This window comes from Streptomyces sp. NPDC102490 (genome assembly GCF_044765285.1).
Taxonomy (GTDB): Bacteria; Actinomycetota; Actinomycetes; order Streptomycetales; family Streptomycetaceae; genus Streptomyces.
In genome coordinates this window covers 46,336-65,397 of sequence record NZ_JBIWJU010000021.1, presented here as the reverse complement: position 1 = coordinate 65,397, position 19,062 = coordinate 46,336, and the positions used below count along the sequence as shown (strand labels likewise).

Genomic DNA, 19,062 nt, shown 5'->3' with positions numbered 1-19,062 from the left:
TGGTCCCGCCCAAATTTTTGGCGGGTTTTATTATCTGCTGGTTGTGGGGTTTTTTGTTAATTTTTCGGGTGGGGGGGGTTTGGGGGTGGGGGCGCGGGGGGGGGGGGGGGGGCCCCCCGGGGGCCCCCCCCCCACCGGCCCACCCCACCCTCACGCCCTTCTCCCCGCCTGGACCTCACACCATGATTCGCATAGCGCGGCTCCGTTCGCGTGCCTTGATCCTTCTCGCGGCCACCGGCCTGCTCCTCGCCTCCTGTTCCGCCACCGACACCACCGGCACTTGCGGAAGCGGGGCCGCTCCCGACCCGGGGACCGGCCACCTGCACGGCCTGGGCGTCGGCCCGGCCGACGGCACGGTCTAAGCCACCGGCCACCACGGCGTCTTCCGCCTGGAGGGCAGTACTGCGACCCGGGTGGCCGACCGCCATCAGGACACGATGGGCTTCACCGTCACCGGCCCGTCCACATTCTTGGCCAGCGGTCACCCCGGCCCTGCCGAATCCGGCACTCGGCCCGCCCATCTGGGTCTGATCCGCAGCACGGACGCCGGCCGCACCTGGCAGACCGTCTCCGCCGAAGGCGACGCCGACTTCCACGCGTTGGAAGAGGCCGGTGATTCGCTGTACGGATTCGACAGCCTGAGCGAGAGGGTGTGGGCCAGCACCGATGAGGGCCGCACCTGGGCCAAGCGCGCGAAGGTGGCGGCGCTCGATCTCGCCTCCCACCCGGGCAGCGCGGCCACCGTGTGGGCAGCCACCGGCACGGGCCTGGCCCGCAGTGATGACGGCGCGCGGACCTTCCGACCCGTCTCGTCGGCGCCCGGACTGGTCGCGGTGGAGGAGCCGGAACCCGGCAGGCTGCTGGCGCTCACGGCCGACGGCCGCCTCGTCGCCAGTCGCGACGGGCGGACGTGGACGGAGCAGGGCCGCTTGCCTGCGGGCGGGGAGGGCAGGGCGCTGACCGCGGTGACCGCGCAGCGTCTGTTGGCGGCGGACAGTGCCGATGCCGTCTACGAGTCCGTCGATGGCGGGCGCACGTGGAAGCTCCTCCAGCGCCCAACAGCGAGTTCGGATCGTCCCTAGCTAGATACCCCCAGGGGGTATATGGTTTCTGCGGTGGGGCCACCAGGGGCCTTGCGGGACGTAGAACGGGGATGAAGGTCATGGACCACAGCACGCACCACTCCGGTACCGCACACGACCACGCCGCCCATGTCGGCGGCCACGGCGAACACGAGGGGCACGGCGGGCATCACGGCGGGCAGGCTCACGGCACCACGTGGGCGACGGCCATGCGGGCGACGCTGCACTGCCTCACCGGGTGCGCCGTCGGCGAGATCCTCGGCATGGTCGTCGGCACCGCGCTGATGTGGGGCAACGTGCCGACCATGGTGCTGGCCATCGCCCTGGCCTTCGTCTTCGGCTACTCCTTCACCCTGTTCGCCGTGGTGCGCGCCGGGGTGTCCCTGAAGGCCGCGGTCAAGGTGGCGCTGGCCGCCGACACCGTCTCCATCGCCGTGATGGAGCTGGTGGACAACGGGATCGTCGCCCTCGTGCCGGGCGCGATGGACGCGTACCTGTCGGACGGGCTGTTCTGGTACGCCCTGCTCGGCGGCTTCGCCGTGGCGTTCGTGATCACGACGCCGGTCAACAAGTGGATGATCGGCCGCGGCAAGGGCCACGCCGTCGTCCACGCCTACCACTGACCCGCACCACCACAACGCCGGGCGGCCCCCAGAAAACCTGGGGGCCGCCCGGCGTTGTGCAGCCGAAGTCAGCCCAGACTCGCGAGCACGTCGTTGCACGCCCGCTCGCAGCGCCGGCACGCTTCGGCGCAGACGCGGCAGTGCTGGTGCATGTCCGCGTGGGTGGCGCACTCGTCGGCGCACGTCTCAGCGAGGCAGGCCCGGCTTCTGGGGGTGGGACAGAGGTCAGTGCACGTGCGGTCCGCCCGTCATCCGGGGCTTACCCCGCGGCACGAGCGGCAGGGCCACGACTGCGGTCACCGCGGCCGCTGCCGCGCACAGCGTGAACGCGTCGGTGAATCCGCCGGCGGATCCCCGTTCGATACCGGAGGCCGCGACGGTGGAGACGACTGCCACGCCGATCGAGCCGCCGACTTCGTGAAAGGTGTTGACCACACCGGACGCCAGCCCGGCCTCTCGGTGCTCGACCATGGCGAGCGCCGTGGTGGTCGCGGTGACGAAGACCGCGCCCAGACCGAGGGCGGCGACGACGAAGCCCGGCAGCAGCACGGCGTACACGCTGTCCGTGTTCGAGAGCCGGGCCAGCGACACGGTTCCGGCGGCGGTGATGGCCATGCCGCCGCCGGCCGTCGCACGGCTGCCGATCCTGCCGACCAGGCGGGAGCCCAGGTGTGCGCCGACGCCGGTGGCGACGGCCACGGGCAGGAAGACCAGTCCGGTCCTCAGCGGGCTGAAGCCGCGCAGGTGCTGGAGGTACACCGACCCGAGGAAGAAGTAGGCGATCAGCAGCGCCGTGGCCATGAGCATGAGAAACGCCCCGGCGAGGACGGGCCGCCGGGTGAACATGCGCAGGTCCATCAGCGGAGCACGACTGGTTCGCTCGACGGCGGTGAACAGTGCGTAGGCCGCGAGGGCGCCGGCCAGCGGGAACAGGGTGGACGGGCTCCCCCAGCCGGAGTCTCCCGCTTCCACCAGGCCGTAGATCAGCGCGCCGGTTCCGGCGGTGGCCAGCAGGGCCCCCGGAAGGTCGAGCCGGGCCGGTTGCGGGGCGCGGGCCGCCACGACGCCGGGGAGGGCGGCCAGGACGACGAGTCCCACGGGCACGTTGACATAGAAGACCCATGGCCAGCCCGGTCCGTCGGTGAGCGCCCCGCCGAGCAGGACACCGGCGGCGGCGCCGGACCCGCCGATGGCCGCCCAGGCGCCGAGGGCCTTGGTGCGTTCGGGGCCGTGGAAAGTGGTCGTGACGAGGGAAAGTGCGGCGGGAGAGAGCAGTGCCGCGCCGACCCCCTGGGCGATGCGCCCGCCCAGCAGGACCGCGGCGTTGCCCGCCAGGCCGCAGACCAGCGAGGCGGCCGTGAACAGGGCCAGTCCGACCAGCAGGGTCCGACGGGCGCCCAGCACGTCCGCGAGGCGCCCGCCGAGCAGCATGAGACCGCCGAAGCAGAGGGTGTACGCGGTGACCACCCAGGTCAGTGACTCACGGCCGAGGCCGAGGTCCGCGGCCATGTCGGGCAACGTCACGTTCACGACGGTGACGTCGAGGATCAGCATGAACTGCGCCAGGCAGAGGAGAGCCAGAGCGACCCACCTGTGTGGATGGGCGTGAGGGTCGGCGTGGCCCGGTGGGTGCGAAGCGCCGACGGTCGGGTGCGTCATTTTGAGTCCTTGGATGAGGCCCGACGGATGAGGCCCGGGCGGCGGAGGACGAAGCGAAGGAGCTGTGGAGTCGGTCACCGACGTGCGATGCGTACTGATTGGCAGCGACGAACCGGCATGCCGCAGGATGACCACGGCCGGTGAATTAAACTGTACTGTGCAGTTCATATGAACTCAACCGTTCAGTACAGGCACGTGTAGGCTCGGCACATGGACACGCAAGGGGCCAAGCAGCCACCAAGCGGGCCTCGCGCCGCCCTCAAGCGACAGGCCATCGTGCGAGCCGCCCGTGAACTTTTCCTCCGGGACGGCTTCGGCATCGGCATGGACACCATCGCTGCAGCGGCGGGCGTCTCCAAGGTGACGGTCTACAACCACTTCGGCAGCAAGGAAGCGCTCTTCACCGCGGTGATCGCGGGTGCACTGGACGACTCCTTGTCCGGGGAGCCGTCAGCCACGCTCGCCAAGCTCGTCGAGGCCGACGACCTCCGCCCGGCCCTGCTCGACGCCGCGCGACGGTGGGTCCACTCGGTGCGCACCAACGACGACGTCACCGCGCTGCGCAATCTGGTCGCCGCCGAGGCGCGCCGCTTTCCCGAGCTGGGCCGGGCCTGGCAACACCACGGGCCGGAAGGCCATCACCCCGCCGCCGCCCAAGCCCTGCGCACCCTCGCCGACCAAGGCCGCCTGGTCATTCCCGACCCGGAAACGGCGATCATCCAGCTCTACGCACTCCTGATCTTCCCCCACCTGGTCTTCGGCACCTACGGCACACACATCGACGAGGACCTCACCGACCGCCTCATCGTGAGCGGCGTCGACATGTTCCTGGGCCACTACGGCCCCCGCCCCGCCTGACGGACACTCGCCCGACATCCACACAGGACCGGACCCGCGCCGACCTGACACCCGCGTTCGCCCCGGAAGCCTCGCACCCACCACGGCTTGCTGCGGCATGCCCGCAGACGGCGCCCCAGTGACATCCCCGCCCTCGGACTCTCCTGCCGGGCCTGGATGACCTCGCACACAGCGTGCCCCAGAACAACAATCCCCTTCCGGAATACCCCTGGGGGGTATATCGTTCGGTCGCGAGACAGAGATACCCCCTCGGGGTATCTGGATTCAGTGGGAGGGAACGAGCGATGTCAACCATCGATCCACGGCGCTGGTGGGCACTTGCAGTGCTGGCCGCCGCGCAGTTCATGGTCATCATGGACACCTCGATCATCGGGGTGGCCCTTCCGGAAATGCAGCGCGACCTGGGCTTCTCCCAGGGCGACCTGCAGTGGGTCTTCAACGCCTACGTCATCGCTTTCGGCGGCCTGCTGCTGCTCGGTGGTCGCCTGTCCGACCTGCTGGGAGCCCGGCGGGTCTTCGCCGGCGGATGGGTCGTGTTGATCACCGGCTCCGTCGTCGCCGCCGCCGCGAGCACCGCCTGGGTGGAGGTCGTGGGCCGTGCCGTGCAGGGCGTGGGCGGCGCGCTGATCGCGCCTGGGTCCATGACGCTGCTGATGATGCTCTTCGGCCACAACCCGAAGGAACTCGGCAAGGCGCTGGCCCTCTACGGTGCCGCCGCCCCCGCCGGTGGCACCGCGGGCGTCTTCCTGGGCGGCGTGTTCACCGAGTGGGCGAGCTGGCCCTGGGTGTTCATCATCTACGTCCCCATCGGCATCGCGACCCTGGCCGCCACCGGGCTCCTACCCGCCGTCGCGCCCAGCCGCGGTGCGGTCGACGTCCTCGGCGCCGCCTCCGTCACCGCCGGCCTGGCACTCGCCGTGTTCGCCGTGGTCCGCGCACCCGAAGTCGGCTGGGGCGCAGGCCAGACGGTGCTGGAACTGCTCGGCGCCGCCGTGCTGCTGACCCTCTTCCTCGTCGTACAGAAGTCGGTGAAGACGCCACTGATGCCGCTGCGCGTCTGGCGCACCCCGGGCCTGGGCGTCTCCAACCTGGCGATGACGCTGCTGGGTGCCGCCTGGATCCCGATGTGGTACTTCCTCAACCTCTACCTGCAGCAGGTCCTCGGCTACGGAGCCTTCGCCAGCGGTGCCGCCCTGCTGCCGATGACCGGCCTGCTGATGGCCTTCATGACCCTCATCACCGCCCGCCTGCTGGGCCGATTCGGCGCCAAGCCGCTGATCTCGGGCGGCCTGTTCGTCCTGGCCGCGGGCCTGGTCTGGCTGGCGGCGGTCGAGCCGACCGGCACGTTCGTGGTCGACGTCCTGCCGGCCTCACTGGTCGCCGCGACCGGCATGTCGCTGGCCTACATCCCGGCGATGATGTCAGCGATCTCAGGGGTGCCGCAGGAACAGGCCGGCCTGGCCTCCGGCATCGTCAACACCACCTACCAGGTCGGTTCCGCACTCGGCCTCGCCGCCCTCACCGCCCTGGCCACCTCCCAGGGAGCGGACCAGATCGGCAACCTGCCCGCCCTCACCGACGGCTTCAGCGCCGCCTTCATCGGCGCCGCGGCCATCGCCGCCGCGGGTGGTCTGCTCACGGCGGTGCTGATGCGGGGCCGCCCGGCATCGCCCGGCGCTGAGGAGCCCTCGACCGCGAACAGCGCGTCCGTCAACGCCTGACCCATGGGCTGCCGTGCACCCTGGCAGCCGACGGGACCGTTCCGCACTGACGATGTCGGTGCGGAACGGTCCCGTCTTGTCTTCCCGCTCGCCGCTCGCGGGCGGTCAGGTGCAGCAGTCGCAACCGGGGCGGCAACCGCAGGCACCCCCGGCGTCGGCGGCCGGGCCGCCAGGGGCGCGGAGGGCGCGCAGCAGCCCTTGCTCTGCAAGGCATCGCGGCCTTGCACGACAAGGGCGGCGATCGGATCGACCCCGGACCAGCTGAGTGTGGCATCGAGGACACCGCCCCGCCGCTGAGCATTTCAGGGGCGTACTCAAGGAACTCGGTCTGCACGACACCACATTCACCACCCGGACCACCGCAGACCAGGCGGAGGTCGAGCTCGGCCTCACCGGCTCGCCGACCATCTTCGTCGACGGCCAGGCCCCCCTTCACCGAACCCGGCCGCGCAGCCGGGCTCACCTGCCGGGTGTACCACACCCCGGACGGGCTGGCCGGACTCCCCGCCACCGGCCAGCTGCGCCAGGTCCTGGCCGACGCCTCCTGAGCCGGCCGGGAGGCTACGGGGCCGCCTGGAGAGGGGAGCGGGGCGCCCTAATGGACGGTATCCACCGTCCAGGCCACCGACTTCCACACCACCGGCCTAGCCCCGACTTGGTCGACGCCCTCGCAGACGACTGGGTCCTGGGCAAGGTGCACGTCTTCGACGAGAGCGACTTGCCCGCCGCCTGTGACGCGTCACCCAGGCTCTCCAGCAATGGCCAGTGGCCGCTCCCACGATGACTGGGCATACGGGGTGGGGGTATGGACGCCATATGGAAGCGAAGGGCATTGCTCAGTTGGCAGCCAGGGCGACCAGGGTGTCGTCATGCGGGACGTGGTGCGGAGTCGGCATGGCGCAGGTGACGTTGGTCCGGCAGGTGTTGGGGGTGTGTTTGCGCGTACAGATCACGCTGGGCAAGTACTCGGGAGCCGGCGCGGGGTGACGCCTGCGGGCCCGAAGCGGGAAGGCAGAAGTGGGTGCGGGCGGGCCATCAGGCCCGCCCGCACCCACTCGGGAAGTGTTCTCAGCTCGCGGCCTTGAAGCCGCGCAAGCGAAGGGAGTTGCCGACGACGAAGACGGAGGAGAAGGCCATGGCCGCCCCGGCGATCATCGGGTTGAGGAGCCCGGCGGCGGCGAGCGGCAGGGCGGCGACGTTGTAGGCGAAGGCCCAGAACAGGTTGGACTTGATGGTGCCGAGTGTCCTGCGGGCGAGGCGGATGGCGTCGGCGGCGGCGCGCAGGTCGCCGCGGACGAGGGTGAGGTCGCCGGCCTCGATGGCGGCGTCGGTGCCGGTGCCCATGGCGAGTCCCAGGTCGGCCTGGGCGAGCGCGGCGGCATCGTTGACCCCGTCGCCGACCATCGCCACCGAACGGCCCTCGCTCTGGAGGCGCTGGACGACGGCGACCTTGTCCTCGGGCATGACCTCGGCGATCACGTACTCGGGAGCGATGCCGACCTCCGCGGCCACCGCCTCGGCGACGGCACGGTTGTCGCCGGTGAGGAGGATCGGGGTCAGGCCCAGGGCCCGCAGCCGACCGATGGCTTCGGCACTCGTCTCCTTGACCGCGTCGGCGACCTCCAGTACTGCCCGCGCCTCGCCGTCCCAGGCGACCGCGATCGCCGTGCGTCCCGCCGCCTCCGCTTCGGCCTTGGCGCGGGCCAGGTCGACGGGCAGGTCCATGGCCCACTCGGCGAGAAGCTTTTCGCGGCCCACGAGGACGGCGTGCCCCTCGACGATGCCCTGCACGCCGAGTCCGGGGACATTGGCGAAGTCCTCCGGGACGGGCAGGGTGCCCGTGCGGTCGGCTGCCCCGGCGGCCACTGCCTGCGCGATCGGGTGTTCGGAGGCGTGCTCCAGGGCGCCGGCCAAGCGCAGTACGTCCGTCTCGTCGGTGCCCTCGGCAGTGTGCACGGCGAGCAGGGTCATGCGGCCGGTGGTGACGGTGCCGGTCTTGTCGAGGACGATGGTGTCGACCTTGCGGGTGGACTCCAGGACCTCGGGGCCCTTGATGAGGATGCCGAGCTGGGCGCCGCGCCCGGTGCCGACCATCAGCGCGGTCGGCGTGGCCAGGCCCAGGGCGCAGGGGCAGGCGATGATCAGAACGGCGACGGCCGCGGTGAAGGCGGCGGTCAGCCCCGCGCCGTTGCCGATCCAGAAGCCGAGCGTAGCCAGGGCGAGGGCGATGACGACCGGGACGAAAACGCCGGAGATGCGGTCGGCGAGCCGCTGGGCGGCGGCCTTGCCGTTCTGCGCGTCCTCGACCAGCTTCGCCATCCGCGCCAGTTGGGTGTCGGCGCCGACCCGGGTCGCCTCGACCACCAGCCGGCCGCCCGCGTTCAGGGTCGCTCCGGTGACCGGGTCGCCCACGCCGACCTCGACCGGTACCGACTCGCCGGTGAGCATGGAGGCGTCGACCGCGGAGGTGCCCTCGACGACCGTGCCGTCGGTGGCGATCTTCTCGCCGGGGCGGACCAGGAAGCGGTCGCCCACCGCCAGCTCCCCGGTGGGGATCGTGCGTTCACTGCCGTCGGGGCCCAGCACGGTGACGTCCTTGGCGCCCAGTTCCAGCAGGGCCTTGAGCGCGGCGCCGGCCTTGCGCTTGGAGCGGGCCTCGAAGTAGCGCCCGGCGAGGATGAAGGCGGTCACCCCGGCGGCGGCCTCGAGGTAGATGTTCCCGGAGCCGTCGCCGCGGGAGATGGTCAGCTCGAAGGGGTGGGTCATGCCGGGGATGCCCGCGGTGCCAAGGAACAGGGCCCACAGCGACCACAGGAAGGCCGCGGACGTGCCGACCGAGATCAGGGTGTCCATCGTGGCCGCGCCGTGCCGGGCGTTGGTGAACGCGGCCCTGTGGAAGGGCCAGGCCGCGTACGTCACCACGGGCGCCGCCAGGGTCAGCGACAGCCACTGCCAGTACTCGAACTGCAGCGCCGGCACCATCGCCATCGCGATGACCGGGACCGCCAGCACCACCGCCGTCACCAGCCGCTCCCGCAAGGGGCGCAGTTCGTCGGCGGTCTCGGCGTTCTCCGTGCCGGGCGCAGGCTCGGCACGTACCGGCTCGGGTTCGCGGGCCGTGTACCCGGTGGCCTCGACTCTGGCGATCAGCTCCGGGACGGACACGTCACCGCTGTAGTGGACCTTGGCCTTCTCCGTCGCGTAGTTGACGGTGGCGGTGACCCCGTCCATCCGGTTGAGCTTCTTCTCGATCCGTGCGGCGCACGAGGCGCAGGTCATGCCGCCGATGGCGAGTTCTACCTCGGCTGCGTCGGGGACCGTGGTGGCCATCAGTGCTCCTCGTGCTGATCGGCGAACAAGGGAAACGAAAGAAGGTGGCCGGGCCCGCGGGTGGGCCCGGCAGGTATGCGGAAGCTTCAGGCCGCGCGGCCGGTGAGCTCATAACCGGCGTCGTCGACGACCTTGGCCAGCAGCGCGTCGTCGGGCTCGTCCTTCGTGGCGACGCTGACCTGGCCGGCTTCGAGATCGACGTCGACCGCCAGGACGCCGTCCAGCGCGCCGATCTCCTTGGTGAGCGTGGCCTTGCAGTGGCCGCAGGTCATCCCGGAGACGTTGTAGACGGTGGTGGTGCCCGCCGTGGCCGTGGACGTAGTGGTGCCGGTGGAGCAGCTGCCGTCGGGGGTGCAGCAGGACATGGGTTCCTCCTAGACAAGGTGATCACGTACCCCTGGGGGGTACCCTGGCGTCACCATGTATACCCCCCCTAGGTATATTTGGCAAACATTGACGGAGTCCTTGGGTATACCCCCCAGGGGTATATAGTCGGCGTCAAGTTTCAGCAGAAGCGCAACGCCGACAAGAGAGGGCACGTCATGAACACCGGCGTGAAGATCACCGTTTTCGCTGCCGCGCTCGCGGCCACCTTCGGTACTGCCTACGGGGTCGGCGCGGCGATCGACCCCGCCGCCGGAGACCAGGAGCCGGCAGCGCACGCGAAGCACGACCGCCCGGCACCGTCCGGCCACGGCGGCCACGGCGGCCACGGCGGCCACGGCGGCCACGCGAACGCCACTCCCGCGGGCCTGCAGATCTCCGAAGCGGGATACACCCTGGACCTCAAGACACCTCGCGTGACCGCAGGTGAAGAGAGCGAACTCCGCTTCGCCATCCGCGACCAAGACGGACACCAGGTGACGTCCTTCCGGCGCGAGCACGGCAAGGAGCTCCACCTCATCCTCGCCTCACGCGACCTGGTCACCTACCGCCACCTGCACCCCACCCGCGCAGCCGACGGCACCTGGAGCACCCCCGTCGACCTGCCCGCCGCCGGCACCTACCGCGTCTTCGCCGACTTCACCCCGGACGCCGAAGACGCCACCAACCTCACCCTGGGCGCGGACCTCGCAGCCTCCGGCGCCTACAAGGCGGCGGCCCTGCCCGAGCCCGCGGCCACCACAACGATCGACGGCTACACCGTCGCCCTGAACGGCGCCCTGCGCCCGGGCAAGGCGGGCGAGCTGACCCTCAGCGTCAGCCGCGACGGCCGCCCGGTCACCGACCTGGAGCCCTACCTCGGCGCCTACGGCCACCTGGTCGCCCTGCGCTCCGGCGACCTCGCCTACCTCCACGTCCACCCCAACGGCGAACCCAGCGACGGCACCACCAAGCCTGGCCCCGGCATCTCCTTCACCGCCACGGCGCCCAGCGCCGGGACGTACCGCCTGTTCCTCGACTTCAAGCACAACGGCACCGTCCGCACCGCGGCCTTCACCGTCCCCACCGGCAAGTCGACTCCCGCCGACGCACCGAAGCCGGCAACCGGCGAAGAGCACACCGACAGCAACCACCAGCACTGACCCCGCGAGAAGAAGGGAGAAGAGGCCGATGGCCAGCTACAGCAATCGAAAAGAGGACGTACTCAAACGACTGCGGCGGATCGAAGGGCAGGTCCGAGGTCTGCAGCGCATGGTGGAAGAAGACACCTACTGCATCGACGTCCTCACCCAGGTCTCCGCCACCACACGCGCCCTGCAGTCCTTCGCCCTGCAGATGCTCGACGAGCACATGGACACCTGCGTACGCACCGCCGTGGCGGACGGCACTGACAGCGGCGACATCGAGCTGAAGGAAGCCAGCGACGCCATCGCCCGCCTCGTGCGCTCCTGACGAAACAGGCCCATGCGCGATAACCGCACGTTCAGAATGGCCGATGGGGCGGAACTCGTCGGCCAGCAAGGCGCCTTGTCTTAGATGCGGATCAGCACCCCTTCAGACGACAACGGGTTCTTCGACCGTCGGTGAGGGCGTCGAGGACGGCGTCGTCGGGCCCGCCATCCTCGCGGTGGTCTCCACGGTCGGCAACCAGCCGGTGTCCTCGGCGGCCTTGAACGCCTTGTGCTCGGTGACGCCCGCGGCGATGCGGAAAGGTCCGCTGCTTCATTTGCTCGCTTCTGATCCATCGCCCGAGGTACACCCTGCCGGGACACAGTCGCAGGCCGACCTTCCCTTCAGAGGAACGGCACCGATCGACTCTCGATCCCAACACCCCCTTCACAGAACACCTGTTCGAAGTGAAGTATGGGAGCGATCGCGTGTCAGTTCGGCACGTCGCTCGTTAGGCAGCGCAGTCGAAGCGCCGGGTGGGAAAGACGCTGGTGACCGGCGTCCACCCGCTACGGGAGGGGACCCATGGGCGATCGCAGCACAATCGAGTGGACCGAGGCGACCTGGAATCCCACCACGGGATGCGACCGGATCTCCCCCGGGTGTGACAACTGCTACGCCTTGACGTTATCCAGGCGTCTCAAGGCCATGGGTGTTGCCAAGTACCAGACTGACGGGGATCCCAGGACATCCGGCCCGGGCTTCGGCCTCCGCCCTCACCCAGACGCATTGGCCATTCCCCGCCAGTGGAAGGCCCCACGGATGGTCTTCGTCAATTCCATGAGCGACCTCTTCCACGCCAAGGTCCCCCTGGACTTCGTCCGACAGGTCTTCCAGGTGATTGCCGAGACTCCCCAGCACACCTACCAGCTACTGACCAAGAGGGCCCGCAGGCTGCGGCGCGTTGCCGACGAACTCGACTGGCCCTCGAACCTGTGGATGGGCGTCTCCGTCGAAGACGCAGAGCGCATGGATCGTGTCGACGACCTTCGACAAGTTCCCGCTGCCGTGCGCTTCCTGTCCTGTGAGCCTCTTCTCGGTCCGCTTACCGGTCTGCAACTGGACGGCATCGGCTGGGTTATCGCCGGAGGCGAGTCCGGGCCCCACCATCGCCCCGTACAAGAGGAGTGGTTGGTGGACATCCGCGACGCCTGCAACCACGCCGGAGTGCCCTTCTTCTTCAAGCAATGGGGTGGCCGCAGCCCGAAGTCAGGGGGCCGCGAACTCGACGGAGCGACCTGGGACGAGATGCCACCCCGACTGCCTGTCGCAGCCCAATAACGGCCAAAGTCCAGCAGACGCCGTACGCACTCTGGTGGCATATGGCAACGATGTGTGACCCTCTCCCCAGCAAGGCCGACGGGAGCAGGGGGGACCGAAGGTGGCCGTACCGAAGGATGCCGTGTGGGAACGCGATCCGCACACGGCGGCCAAACATGACTTACTCAAGCAGTACTTGGCGGCATGGGCGCCGATTCTGCTGTCACGACGCGACGTGATCACTTACGCCGAAGGCTTCGCGGGTGCCGGCATCTACAAACAGGGCGAGCCCGGCTCCCCGGTCATCGCCTACGAAGTCTTCGCCGACGCTCTGCACAGGTTCCCGAAACGTATGCGCGTGATCCTCATGGAGGAGGACACCCGGCGCGTCAAAGAGTTACAACGTCAGATGGAGCTCGCCCGCTCCCGGCAAACGGATGACATCACCAAACGAATAGCGGTCGACGTACATCACGGTGATTTCCACCCGGCCCTCCTGGAGAAGCTGCGGGGCATCGGAGGGCTGGGGAAACCCCTCTTCGTCCTGCTGGACAGCTTCGGCGGACCCGACATCCCCTTCTCGCTCCTCCAAGAGCTGGGGCGCCATCCCAGCACCGAAGTGATGGTGACCTTCGAGCCCAGCTTCCTCACCCGGTTCGCCGAGAAGCACGACGGTCACCGCCAGCTCGGCGACCAAGCCTTCGGGAGCCCGGAGTGGCAAGGCGTCTTCCAGCAGTCCCCCTCGGGCAAGTTCACGTTCCTGCGCGAGCAGTACCGGAACACGCTGCGCCAGGCCGGCTTCACGCACACGCTGTACTTCGAGATGGTCGACGAGGGCGGCAGGATGCTCTACCTGATCTTCGGCACCCAGCACGAACTGGGGCTGGAGAAGATGAAAGACGCCATGTGGAAGGTGGACCCTTCCTACGGCATCCGCTACCGCGACCCCAGGGACACCCAGCAGCAGATGCTTGATCTCGTATTCGAACCGGATACAGCCCCGCTGCGTCGGATCCTGCACGACTTCATCTCCGAAGCACCCGACGGGCGAACCATCCCGGAGCTCAAGCGATACGCCCTCTTGGAGACCGTCTACCGGCCCGCCCAAGTGATCGAGGCCGTCCGTCAGCTGCGTGAGGCGGGCGCCGTGACGACGCAACCTCGTGCCATCAACGCCAAGACGAGAGTGAGCCTGGCGGCGACGCCGCCCACTACCCGTCCATCAGCCGAGCAACGTGCCCTCTGGTGAGAGGCTGCGAGGGCACATCCAGGGCACATGAGCCTGGGAAACGGCGTTGACCCGTGAGAACTACCGAAAGGTGTTTTCCCAGGTCAACGCACATTCCCGTGCGAAACACCAGGTCAGCACCCTCCCACCCCCAATCGCTGCACGAGTGGCAGGACTTCAGCCACCGGCTGCACGAGGCGGGGCATCAGCCGTACTGCCTGGTGTGGCCCTGAGCGGGGGTTCCGCAGGGTCGGCGAGGTCCGGGGTGCCCCCATGTGTTTGGTCAAATCACGATCAAGCTCACGAGTGACGAGGCACTGGTGCCGTCGCACTGACTGGAGAAGCTCCAGATGACGGGCCTCAGTCACCTTGTCGACGATCCGGCGGTCTGGGCGCCGATCCGTCGGATCGCCGGAACGCTCGACAAGGCGCTTCCCGAGCTGTTCGCGCCTGACTATGACCAGCGGCTTGAGGCCGCTCGGCAGAGGCTGCGGCCGGAGGACTGACCGAGCGGTCTGGATTCCTCACCTGGCCGCAGCTGGTTGGGGCTCGTAGAAGGTTCCGTCGCACCCTCCCCGCCGTGCGGGCGAACGATTCGTTGACCGTCCGGCAGGGCCACCCCGGTCACCCGCCATGCCGGCAGGACGGCGGCCGGATCGCCGGCCGCCTCGCCGGATCAACCCGCCGGGTCAGCCTCGGACGATGTTCTGCGCCTGCGGGCCCTTCTGTCCCTGCCCGATCTCGAAGGTGACGTGCTCCCCTTCTGTCAGCTCGCGGTACCCACTGCCGCTGATCTCGGAGTAGTGCGCGAAGACGTCAGGGCCTCCGCCGTCCTGCTCGATGAAGCCGAAGCCCTTTTCGGCGTTGAACCACTTCACGGTGCCGCTGGCCATACTGTCGATCCTTCATTCATTCCCGGGAACAGCTCTGCATCCGAGCGTGCCCCAGCCCCTGGGCAACAGGAGCCGGAACTTCGTGTACCCCTCTCCGTGCCGCCTATCCGGCACAGATGTGAAATCGGCATCGGGCGGAAGCCACTGCGGCCTTCCGGTGATCGACGGCCGGACGGAAGAGCGGGCCGGTACCTGAGACAGTGGGGGTATGGATATCGAACGCCGGAACAATGTCACCGTCACTGGCAACCCCAGGGGCCGGGCCGTGGTGCTGGCTCATGGGTTCGGCTGCGATCAGAACATGTGGCGTCTGACCGTGCCCGCCCTGGCCGAGGACTACCGGGTGGTGCTGTTCGACTACGTCGGCGCGGGCCGCTCCGACCTGTCCGCGTTCTCGGAGAACCGTTACGCCTCGTTGGACGGTTACGCCCGTGACGTGGTGGAGGTGTGCGAGGCGCTGGATCTGCGCGACGCCGTGTTCGTGGGCCACTCGGTCAGCGCGATGATCGGCGTGCTGGCCACCGCAATGGCCCCGGAGCGCATCGGGGCGCTGGTGATGGTCGCCCCGTCTCCGCGGTACATCGACGACGCGGGCTACCGGGGCGGGTTCAGCGCCGAGGACATCGATGAGCTGCTGGAGTCCCTGGAGTCCAACTATCTGGGCTGGTCGGCGACGATGGCACCGGTGATCATGGGGAACGCGGACCGGCCGGAACTCGGTGAGGAACTGACGAACAGCTTCTGCGCCACCGACCCGGACATGGCACGGGTCTTCGCCCGCACCACGTTCCTGTCCGATTCGCGGGGCGACCTGAAGGCTGTGACGGTGCCGACACTGATCCTGGAGTGCACCCAGGATGTGATCGCCCCGCGGGAGGTCGGGGCCTTCGTCCACCAGACGATCGCGGGCTCCGAGCTGGTCACGCTCGACGCCACGGGGCACTGTCCACACCTTTCCGCGCCCGAGGCCACCAACGGGGCGATCACCGACTTTCTTGCGCGCCTGCGGTGATGTGCCGCAACGGGCCGGAACCCGACTGCGAGCAGGGGTCGACCCCGTCATTCGCCGCCCTGCTGGAGGACAGCGTCGAGGAGCTCTACGAAAACGCGCCCTGCGGATATCTGTCCACGCTGATGGACGGCACCATCGCCAAGATCAACGCCACTCTCCTGCGCTGGCTCGGCCTGAAGGCCGATGCGGTGGTGGGCCGGATGCACTTCACCGACCTGCTGACCGTGGGCGGCAAGCTGTACCACGAGACGCACTTCGCGCCCCTGCTGCGGATGCGAGGCGAGATCAGCGGCATAGCCCTGGAGATCAAGCAGGCCGGAGGCGGCCGTATACCCGTGCTCGTGTCCTCCGTCGTCAAGCACGGCGAGAACGGCGAGCCCATGCTGATCCGCACCACGGTCTTCGACGCCCGGGACCGCCGTGCGTACGAGCAGGAACTCCTGCGGGCCCGTAGAGCAGCCGAGCAGGCGCACAAGCAGGCGGAGGCCGACCGGGCCCGACTGCAGGACGCCCTCGCGGTACTGCAGCAGTCACTGCTGCCCGCCACCCTGCCGACGGTGCCGGGGATGGAAGCGGCTGCCCATTACCGCACCGCCTCTCCCGACCGGCTCGGCGGCGATTTCTACGATCTCTTCGCCATCGAGGGCGACCGTTTCGCCTTCTTCCTCGGCGACGTGTGCGGCAAGGGCCCACAGGCTGCCGCCGTCACCTCACTGATCCGCTACACCCTGCGGGCCGCGGCCCTGCACGACCCCGATCCGGTGGGCGCCCTGACGACGCTCAACCACGCACTTCACGAGCGCTACACGGGTGACGACCCGCGCTATTGCACCACCATCTTCGGCATCCTCGAGCCTCACCCCACGAGGGGGGAGGTCACCGTCCGCATCGCCTCCGGCGGCCACCCGCCGGCGCTCGTCCTGCGCGCCGACGGCAGGGCCGACTTCCTTTCCACCCCCGGCGGGCTCCTCGTCGGCGCCCTGCCGACCGCGCCCTTCACCGCCGCCGCCACCACGCTCGGTCCCGGCGACACCCTTGTGCTGTACACCGACGGCCTGACCGAGGCCCGCACGGGCGAAGACCGTACCTCCCTCTACGGGGACGAGGCCCTGCTCGCCTTCGCCGCCCGTCACGCGGGCCGGTCCGCGCAGGCCGTCATCCGCGCGTTGACGGACTTGCTGGACGACTTGGGTGAGGGCCTCGACGACGACACCGCCCTCCTCACCCTCGGCGTGCCCGCCTCACTTTCACAGACAAGAAAAGCCGCATGAGCCCGCTGAGGATCACCACCCAAGACGCCGCCACCGGTCCCGTACTGAGCATCTTCGGGGACCTCGACTACGCCACCGTCGCCCAGCTGCGCGAACGGCTCACCGGCCTCACCCTCCGGCCGGGCCAGCGCCTCGTCGTCGACCTGGCCGGGCTGACGTTCTGCGACTCCAGCGGCATCACCGCCCTGATCGCGGCCCGCAACCACGCCGACGCCTTCCACGCGGACATCGCGCTCGCCGCCGTTCCCGCCCACACCCTCCGTGTGCTGCGCATGGTCGGCCTCGACCAGATTTTCCCCGTTCACCCCGACAGCGACGCCGCCACTCGGCCCTGAACCGCGAAGGACGGCGCGCTGAGTCCGTCGGTCGGCGCGGCTGGAGCAACCGAGTGCGATGGCCGTAGAAGTGGTGAAGGAACCCGGGGATTCGGCCGTGTGTTCCGTCTTTCGGCGGGCACGAGGAGCGGCGGAGGTTGATAGACATGGTTCCCTTGCTTCTCGTTCTCCTGCTTGCCCTCGTCCTCTTCGGCGCGGGCTTCGCGCTGAAGGCACTGTGGTGGGTCGCAGTGATCGTGCTGGTGGTCTGGCTGCTGGGCTTTGTCGTCCGTTCCGCCGACAGCGGGGGCCGGCGGGGCCGCTGGTACCGCTGGTAGGACAAGCAGCGCATTCGGACGTGAGCCGCCGGTGGGTCCCGGACGTCCGGGACCCACCGGAATGCTCCGTACCGGAGCCAGAGCCCCAAGGGCGGGCCCGTCCTGCCCGCACGGCGGGGGGTCCGCGCTCTCCGCGCTCACGCATACGCGGTGCGGGCCGTGCGGCAACGGAGGGGGCCCCGTCAGCCGCTGCGGCGTGCGTCGCGCGTCACGCGTCCGTCAGGATTCGGGTCGGACGACCACCGCCAACACCTTCACGCGTCCGCTGTGTTCGAAGCGGAGCGTGAAGAGCACCAGGTCGCCAGCCTCCCAGCGGACCTCGACCCTGCCGCCCCCGTCATCGCCGTCCTGGCCGTCAAGAGGGGCGCGAGACCTGACAGGGCAAGGGCTGCGTTTCCCTCTGGACCGGATACCCCCTAGGGGTATAGGTTTTCCGTCATGGACCACAGCGCGCACCACCACTCCGGTCATGGGCATGGGCATGGGCACGGTGCCACCTGGACGACCGCGACGCGGGCGACGCTGCACTGCCTCACCGGATGCGCCATCGGCGAGATCCTCGGCATGGTCATCGGTACCGCGCTGATGTGGGGCAACGTGCCGACCATGGTGCTGGCCATCGCCCTGGCCTTCGTCTTCGGCTACTCCCTCACCCTCTTCGCGGTGGTGCGCGCCGGGGTGTCCATGAAGGCCGCGGTCAAGGTGGCGCTGGCCGCCGACACCGTCTCCATCGCCGTGATGGAACTGGTCGACAACGGCATCGTCGCCCTCGTGCCGGGCGCGATGGACGCGCACCTGTCCGACGGACTGTTCTGGTACGCCCTGCTGGGCGGCTTCGCCGTGGCGTTCGTGATCACCACGCCGGTCAACAAGTGGATGATCGGCCGCGGCAAGGGCCACGCCGTCGTGCACGCCTACCACTGACCGCGGCGTGGGTATGCTCCCCGCCGTGGCCGTCCGCCGACCGAGAGCAGCGAGAAGAGCACTGTGACCCCGTACGACTCCGAGTACGAGTACGAGAAGGACGGCGCGGCCATCTACCGCCAGTCCTTCGCCACCATCCGCGCGGAGGCCGACCTCTCCGGCCTGCCCTCCGACGTCGGCCGGGTCGCGGTCCGGATGATCCACGCCTGCGGCATGGTCGACCTGGCGCGCGACCTGTCCTGGTCGCCCGGCGTCGTCTCCCGCGCCCGCGCGGCCCTGAAGGCCGGGGCGCCCGTGCTGTGCGACGTACGGATGGTGGCCAGCGGGGTGACGCGCGCGCGGCTGCCCGCGGACAACGACGTCGTGTGCACCCTGTCCGACCCCGCCGTCCCCGAGCTGGCGGCCCGGCTCGGCACCACGCGCAGCGCCGCCGCGCTGGAGCTGTGGCGCGACCGGCTGGACGGTGCCGTGGTCGCCGTCGGCAACGCGCCCACCGCGCTCTTCCGGCTCCTGGAGCTGATCGACGCGGGGGCGCCCCGTCCGGCCGCCGTCATCGGCGTACCCGTCGGCTTCGTCGGTGCCGCCGAGTCGAAGGACGCGCTGGCCGCCCACCCCTCGGGCGTGGAGCACCTCGTCGTACGGGGCCGACGCGGGGGCAGCGCGCTCGCCGCCGCCGCGATCAACGCGATCGCCAGCGAAGAGGAGTGACGGCGGCC

General features: G+C 69.6%; 18 protein-coding genes and 3 pseudogenes. 16 read left to right on the top strand and 5 right to left on the bottom strand.

From position 1 onward, the window contains the following. Positions 1–215 precede the first annotated feature (215 nt). The 3 genes and pseudogenes from ACIRGB_RS34915 to ACIRGB_RS34905 all read left to right on the top strand — a co-directional run bounded on the left by ACIRGB_RS34915 (position 216) and on the right by ACIRGB_RS34905 (position 1,705). Positions 216–362, top strand: a complete 147-nt coding sequence (locus ACIRGB_RS34915; RefSeq protein WP_403873494.1) for a hypothetical protein — start codon at positions 216–218, stop codon at positions 360–362. 21 nt (positions 363–383) lie between these two features. Further along, positions 384–1,082, top strand: a pseudogene (locus tag ACIRGB_RS34910) (F510_1955 family glycosylhydrolase); the annotation flags it as partial. 80 nt (positions 1,083–1,162) lie between these two features. Beyond that, positions 1,163–1,705, top strand: a complete 543-nt coding sequence (locus tag ACIRGB_RS34905) for a DUF4396 domain-containing protein (protein ID WP_403873491.1) — start codon at positions 1,163–1,165, stop codon at positions 1,703–1,705. Positions 1,706–1,773: 68 nt separating this feature from the next. Here the strand turns inward: ACIRGB_RS34905 and ACIRGB_RS34900 are convergent. Further along, positions 1,774–1,890 (bottom strand): annotated as a pseudogene (locus ACIRGB_RS34900) (four-helix bundle copper-binding protein); the annotation flags it as partial. A 40-nt stretch (positions 1,891–1,930) separates the two neighbouring features. Beyond that, a complete protein-coding gene (locus ACIRGB_RS34895) occupies positions 1,931–3,364 on the bottom strand; it encodes an MFS transporter (protein ID WP_403873488.1) in 1,434 nt (477 codons plus the stop codon). A gap of 210 nt (positions 3,365–3,574) precedes the next feature. On the opposite strand from ACIRGB_RS34895, the gene ACIRGB_RS34890 reads away from it, so the two are divergent. Together ACIRGB_RS34890 and ACIRGB_RS34885 are read left to right on the top strand one after the other, a co-directional pair. Then, positions 3,575–4,222, top strand: coding sequence for a TetR/AcrR family transcriptional regulator (locus ACIRGB_RS34890; protein WP_403873485.1), 648 nt, complete (start codon positions 3,575–3,577; stop codon positions 4,220–4,222). Between the two features lie 284 nt (positions 4,223–4,506). Next, positions 4,507–5,943, top strand: a complete 1,437-nt coding sequence (locus tag ACIRGB_RS34885) for an MFS transporter (RefSeq protein ID WP_403873482.1) — start codon at positions 4,507–4,509, stop codon at positions 5,941–5,943. Positions 5,944–7,011: 1,068 nt separating this feature from the next. Here the strand turns inward: ACIRGB_RS34885 and ACIRGB_RS34880 are convergent. Further along, positions 7,012–9,273 (bottom strand): heavy metal translocating P-type ATPase, encoded by a 2,262-nt coding sequence (locus tag ACIRGB_RS34880; protein ID WP_403873479.1) that lies wholly within the window; start codon positions 9,271–9,273, stop codon positions 7,012–7,014. 86 nt (positions 9,274–9,359) lie between these two features. Continuing rightward, entirely contained in the window at positions 9,360–9,638 is a 279-nt protein-coding gene (locus tag ACIRGB_RS34875; protein ID WP_403873476.1) for a heavy-metal-associated domain-containing protein, read from the bottom strand. A gap of 177 nt (positions 9,639–9,815) precedes the next feature. On the opposite strand from ACIRGB_RS34875, the gene ACIRGB_RS34870 reads away from it, so the two are divergent. From ACIRGB_RS34870 to ACIRGB_RS34850, 5 genes and pseudogenes are all read left to right on the top strand, one after another. Next, the gene (locus tag ACIRGB_RS34870) at positions 9,816–10,799 is read left to right on the top strand and encodes a hypothetical protein (RefSeq protein WP_403873473.1); all 984 of its coding nucleotides are present in this window, start codon (positions 9,816–9,818) and stop codon (positions 10,797–10,799) included. A gap of 28 nt (positions 10,800–10,827) precedes the next feature. After that, complete coding sequence (locus tag ACIRGB_RS34865) at positions 10,828–11,109, top strand: metal-sensitive transcriptional regulator (RefSeq protein ID WP_403873470.1); 282 nt, start codon at positions 10,828–10,830, stop codon at positions 11,107–11,109. Between the two features lie 522 nt (positions 11,110–11,631). Further along, complete coding sequence (locus ACIRGB_RS34860; RefSeq protein WP_403873467.1) at positions 11,632–12,387, top strand: DUF5131 family protein; 756 nt, start codon at positions 11,632–11,634, stop codon at positions 12,385–12,387. A 100-nt stretch (positions 12,388–12,487) separates the two neighbouring features. After that, on the top strand, positions 12,488–13,615 hold the full coding sequence (locus tag ACIRGB_RS34855; protein WP_403873464.1) for a three-Cys-motif partner protein TcmP: 1,128 nt from the start codon (positions 12,488–12,490) through the stop codon (positions 13,613–13,615). 254 nt (positions 13,616–13,869) lie between these two features. Continuing rightward, positions 13,870–14,100 (top strand): annotated as a pseudogene (locus tag ACIRGB_RS34850) (hypothetical protein). Between the two features lie 183 nt (positions 14,101–14,283). Here ACIRGB_RS34850 and ACIRGB_RS34845 read toward each other — a convergent pair. Next, positions 14,284–14,487: a cold-shock protein gene (locus tag ACIRGB_RS34845; protein WP_356367851.1), complete on the bottom strand. Its 204-nt coding sequence runs from the start codon at positions 14,485–14,487 to the stop codon at positions 14,284–14,286. Positions 14,488–14,695: 208 nt separating this feature from the next. Here ACIRGB_RS34845 and ACIRGB_RS34840 point away from each other — a divergent pair, with 208 nt between their 5' ends. The 6 genes from ACIRGB_RS34840 to ACIRGB_RS34815 all read left to right on the top strand — a co-directional run bounded on the left by ACIRGB_RS34840 (position 14,696) and on the right by ACIRGB_RS34815 (position 19,054). Next, the gene (locus tag ACIRGB_RS34840; protein ID WP_403873461.1) at positions 14,696–15,499 is read left to right on the top strand and encodes an alpha/beta fold hydrolase; all 804 of its coding nucleotides are present in this window, start codon (positions 14,696–14,698) and stop codon (positions 15,497–15,499) included. Beyond that, complete coding sequence (locus ACIRGB_RS34835; protein WP_403873459.1) at positions 15,499–16,770, top strand: PP2C family protein-serine/threonine phosphatase; 1,272 nt, start codon at positions 15,499–15,501, stop codon at positions 16,768–16,770. Before ACIRGB_RS34840 ends, ACIRGB_RS34835 begins: the two co-directional genes overlap by 1 nt. Further along, entirely contained in the window at positions 16,767–17,105 is a 339-nt protein-coding gene (locus ACIRGB_RS34830; RefSeq protein ID WP_403873456.1) for an STAS domain-containing protein, read from the top strand. Before ACIRGB_RS34835 ends, ACIRGB_RS34830 begins: the two co-directional genes overlap by 4 nt. 146 nt (positions 17,106–17,251) lie before the next feature. Further along, positions 17,252–17,422, top strand: coding sequence for a hydrophobic protein (locus tag ACIRGB_RS34825; RefSeq protein ID WP_403873453.1), 171 nt, complete (start codon positions 17,252–17,254; stop codon positions 17,420–17,422). Between the two features lie 438 nt (positions 17,423–17,860). Beyond that, positions 17,861–18,346 carry a DUF4396 domain-containing protein gene (locus ACIRGB_RS34820; protein WP_403873450.1) on the top strand — a complete coding sequence of 162 codons (486 nt, stop codon included), beginning with the start codon at positions 17,861–17,863 and terminating at the stop codon, positions 18,344–18,346. A 63-nt stretch (positions 18,347–18,409) separates the two neighbouring features. After that, positions 18,410–19,054 (top strand): precorrin-8X methylmutase, encoded by a 645-nt coding sequence (locus tag ACIRGB_RS34815; RefSeq protein WP_403873447.1) that lies wholly within the window; start codon positions 18,410–18,412, stop codon positions 19,052–19,054. The last annotated feature ends 8 nt before the right edge of the window (positions 19,055–19,062 follow it).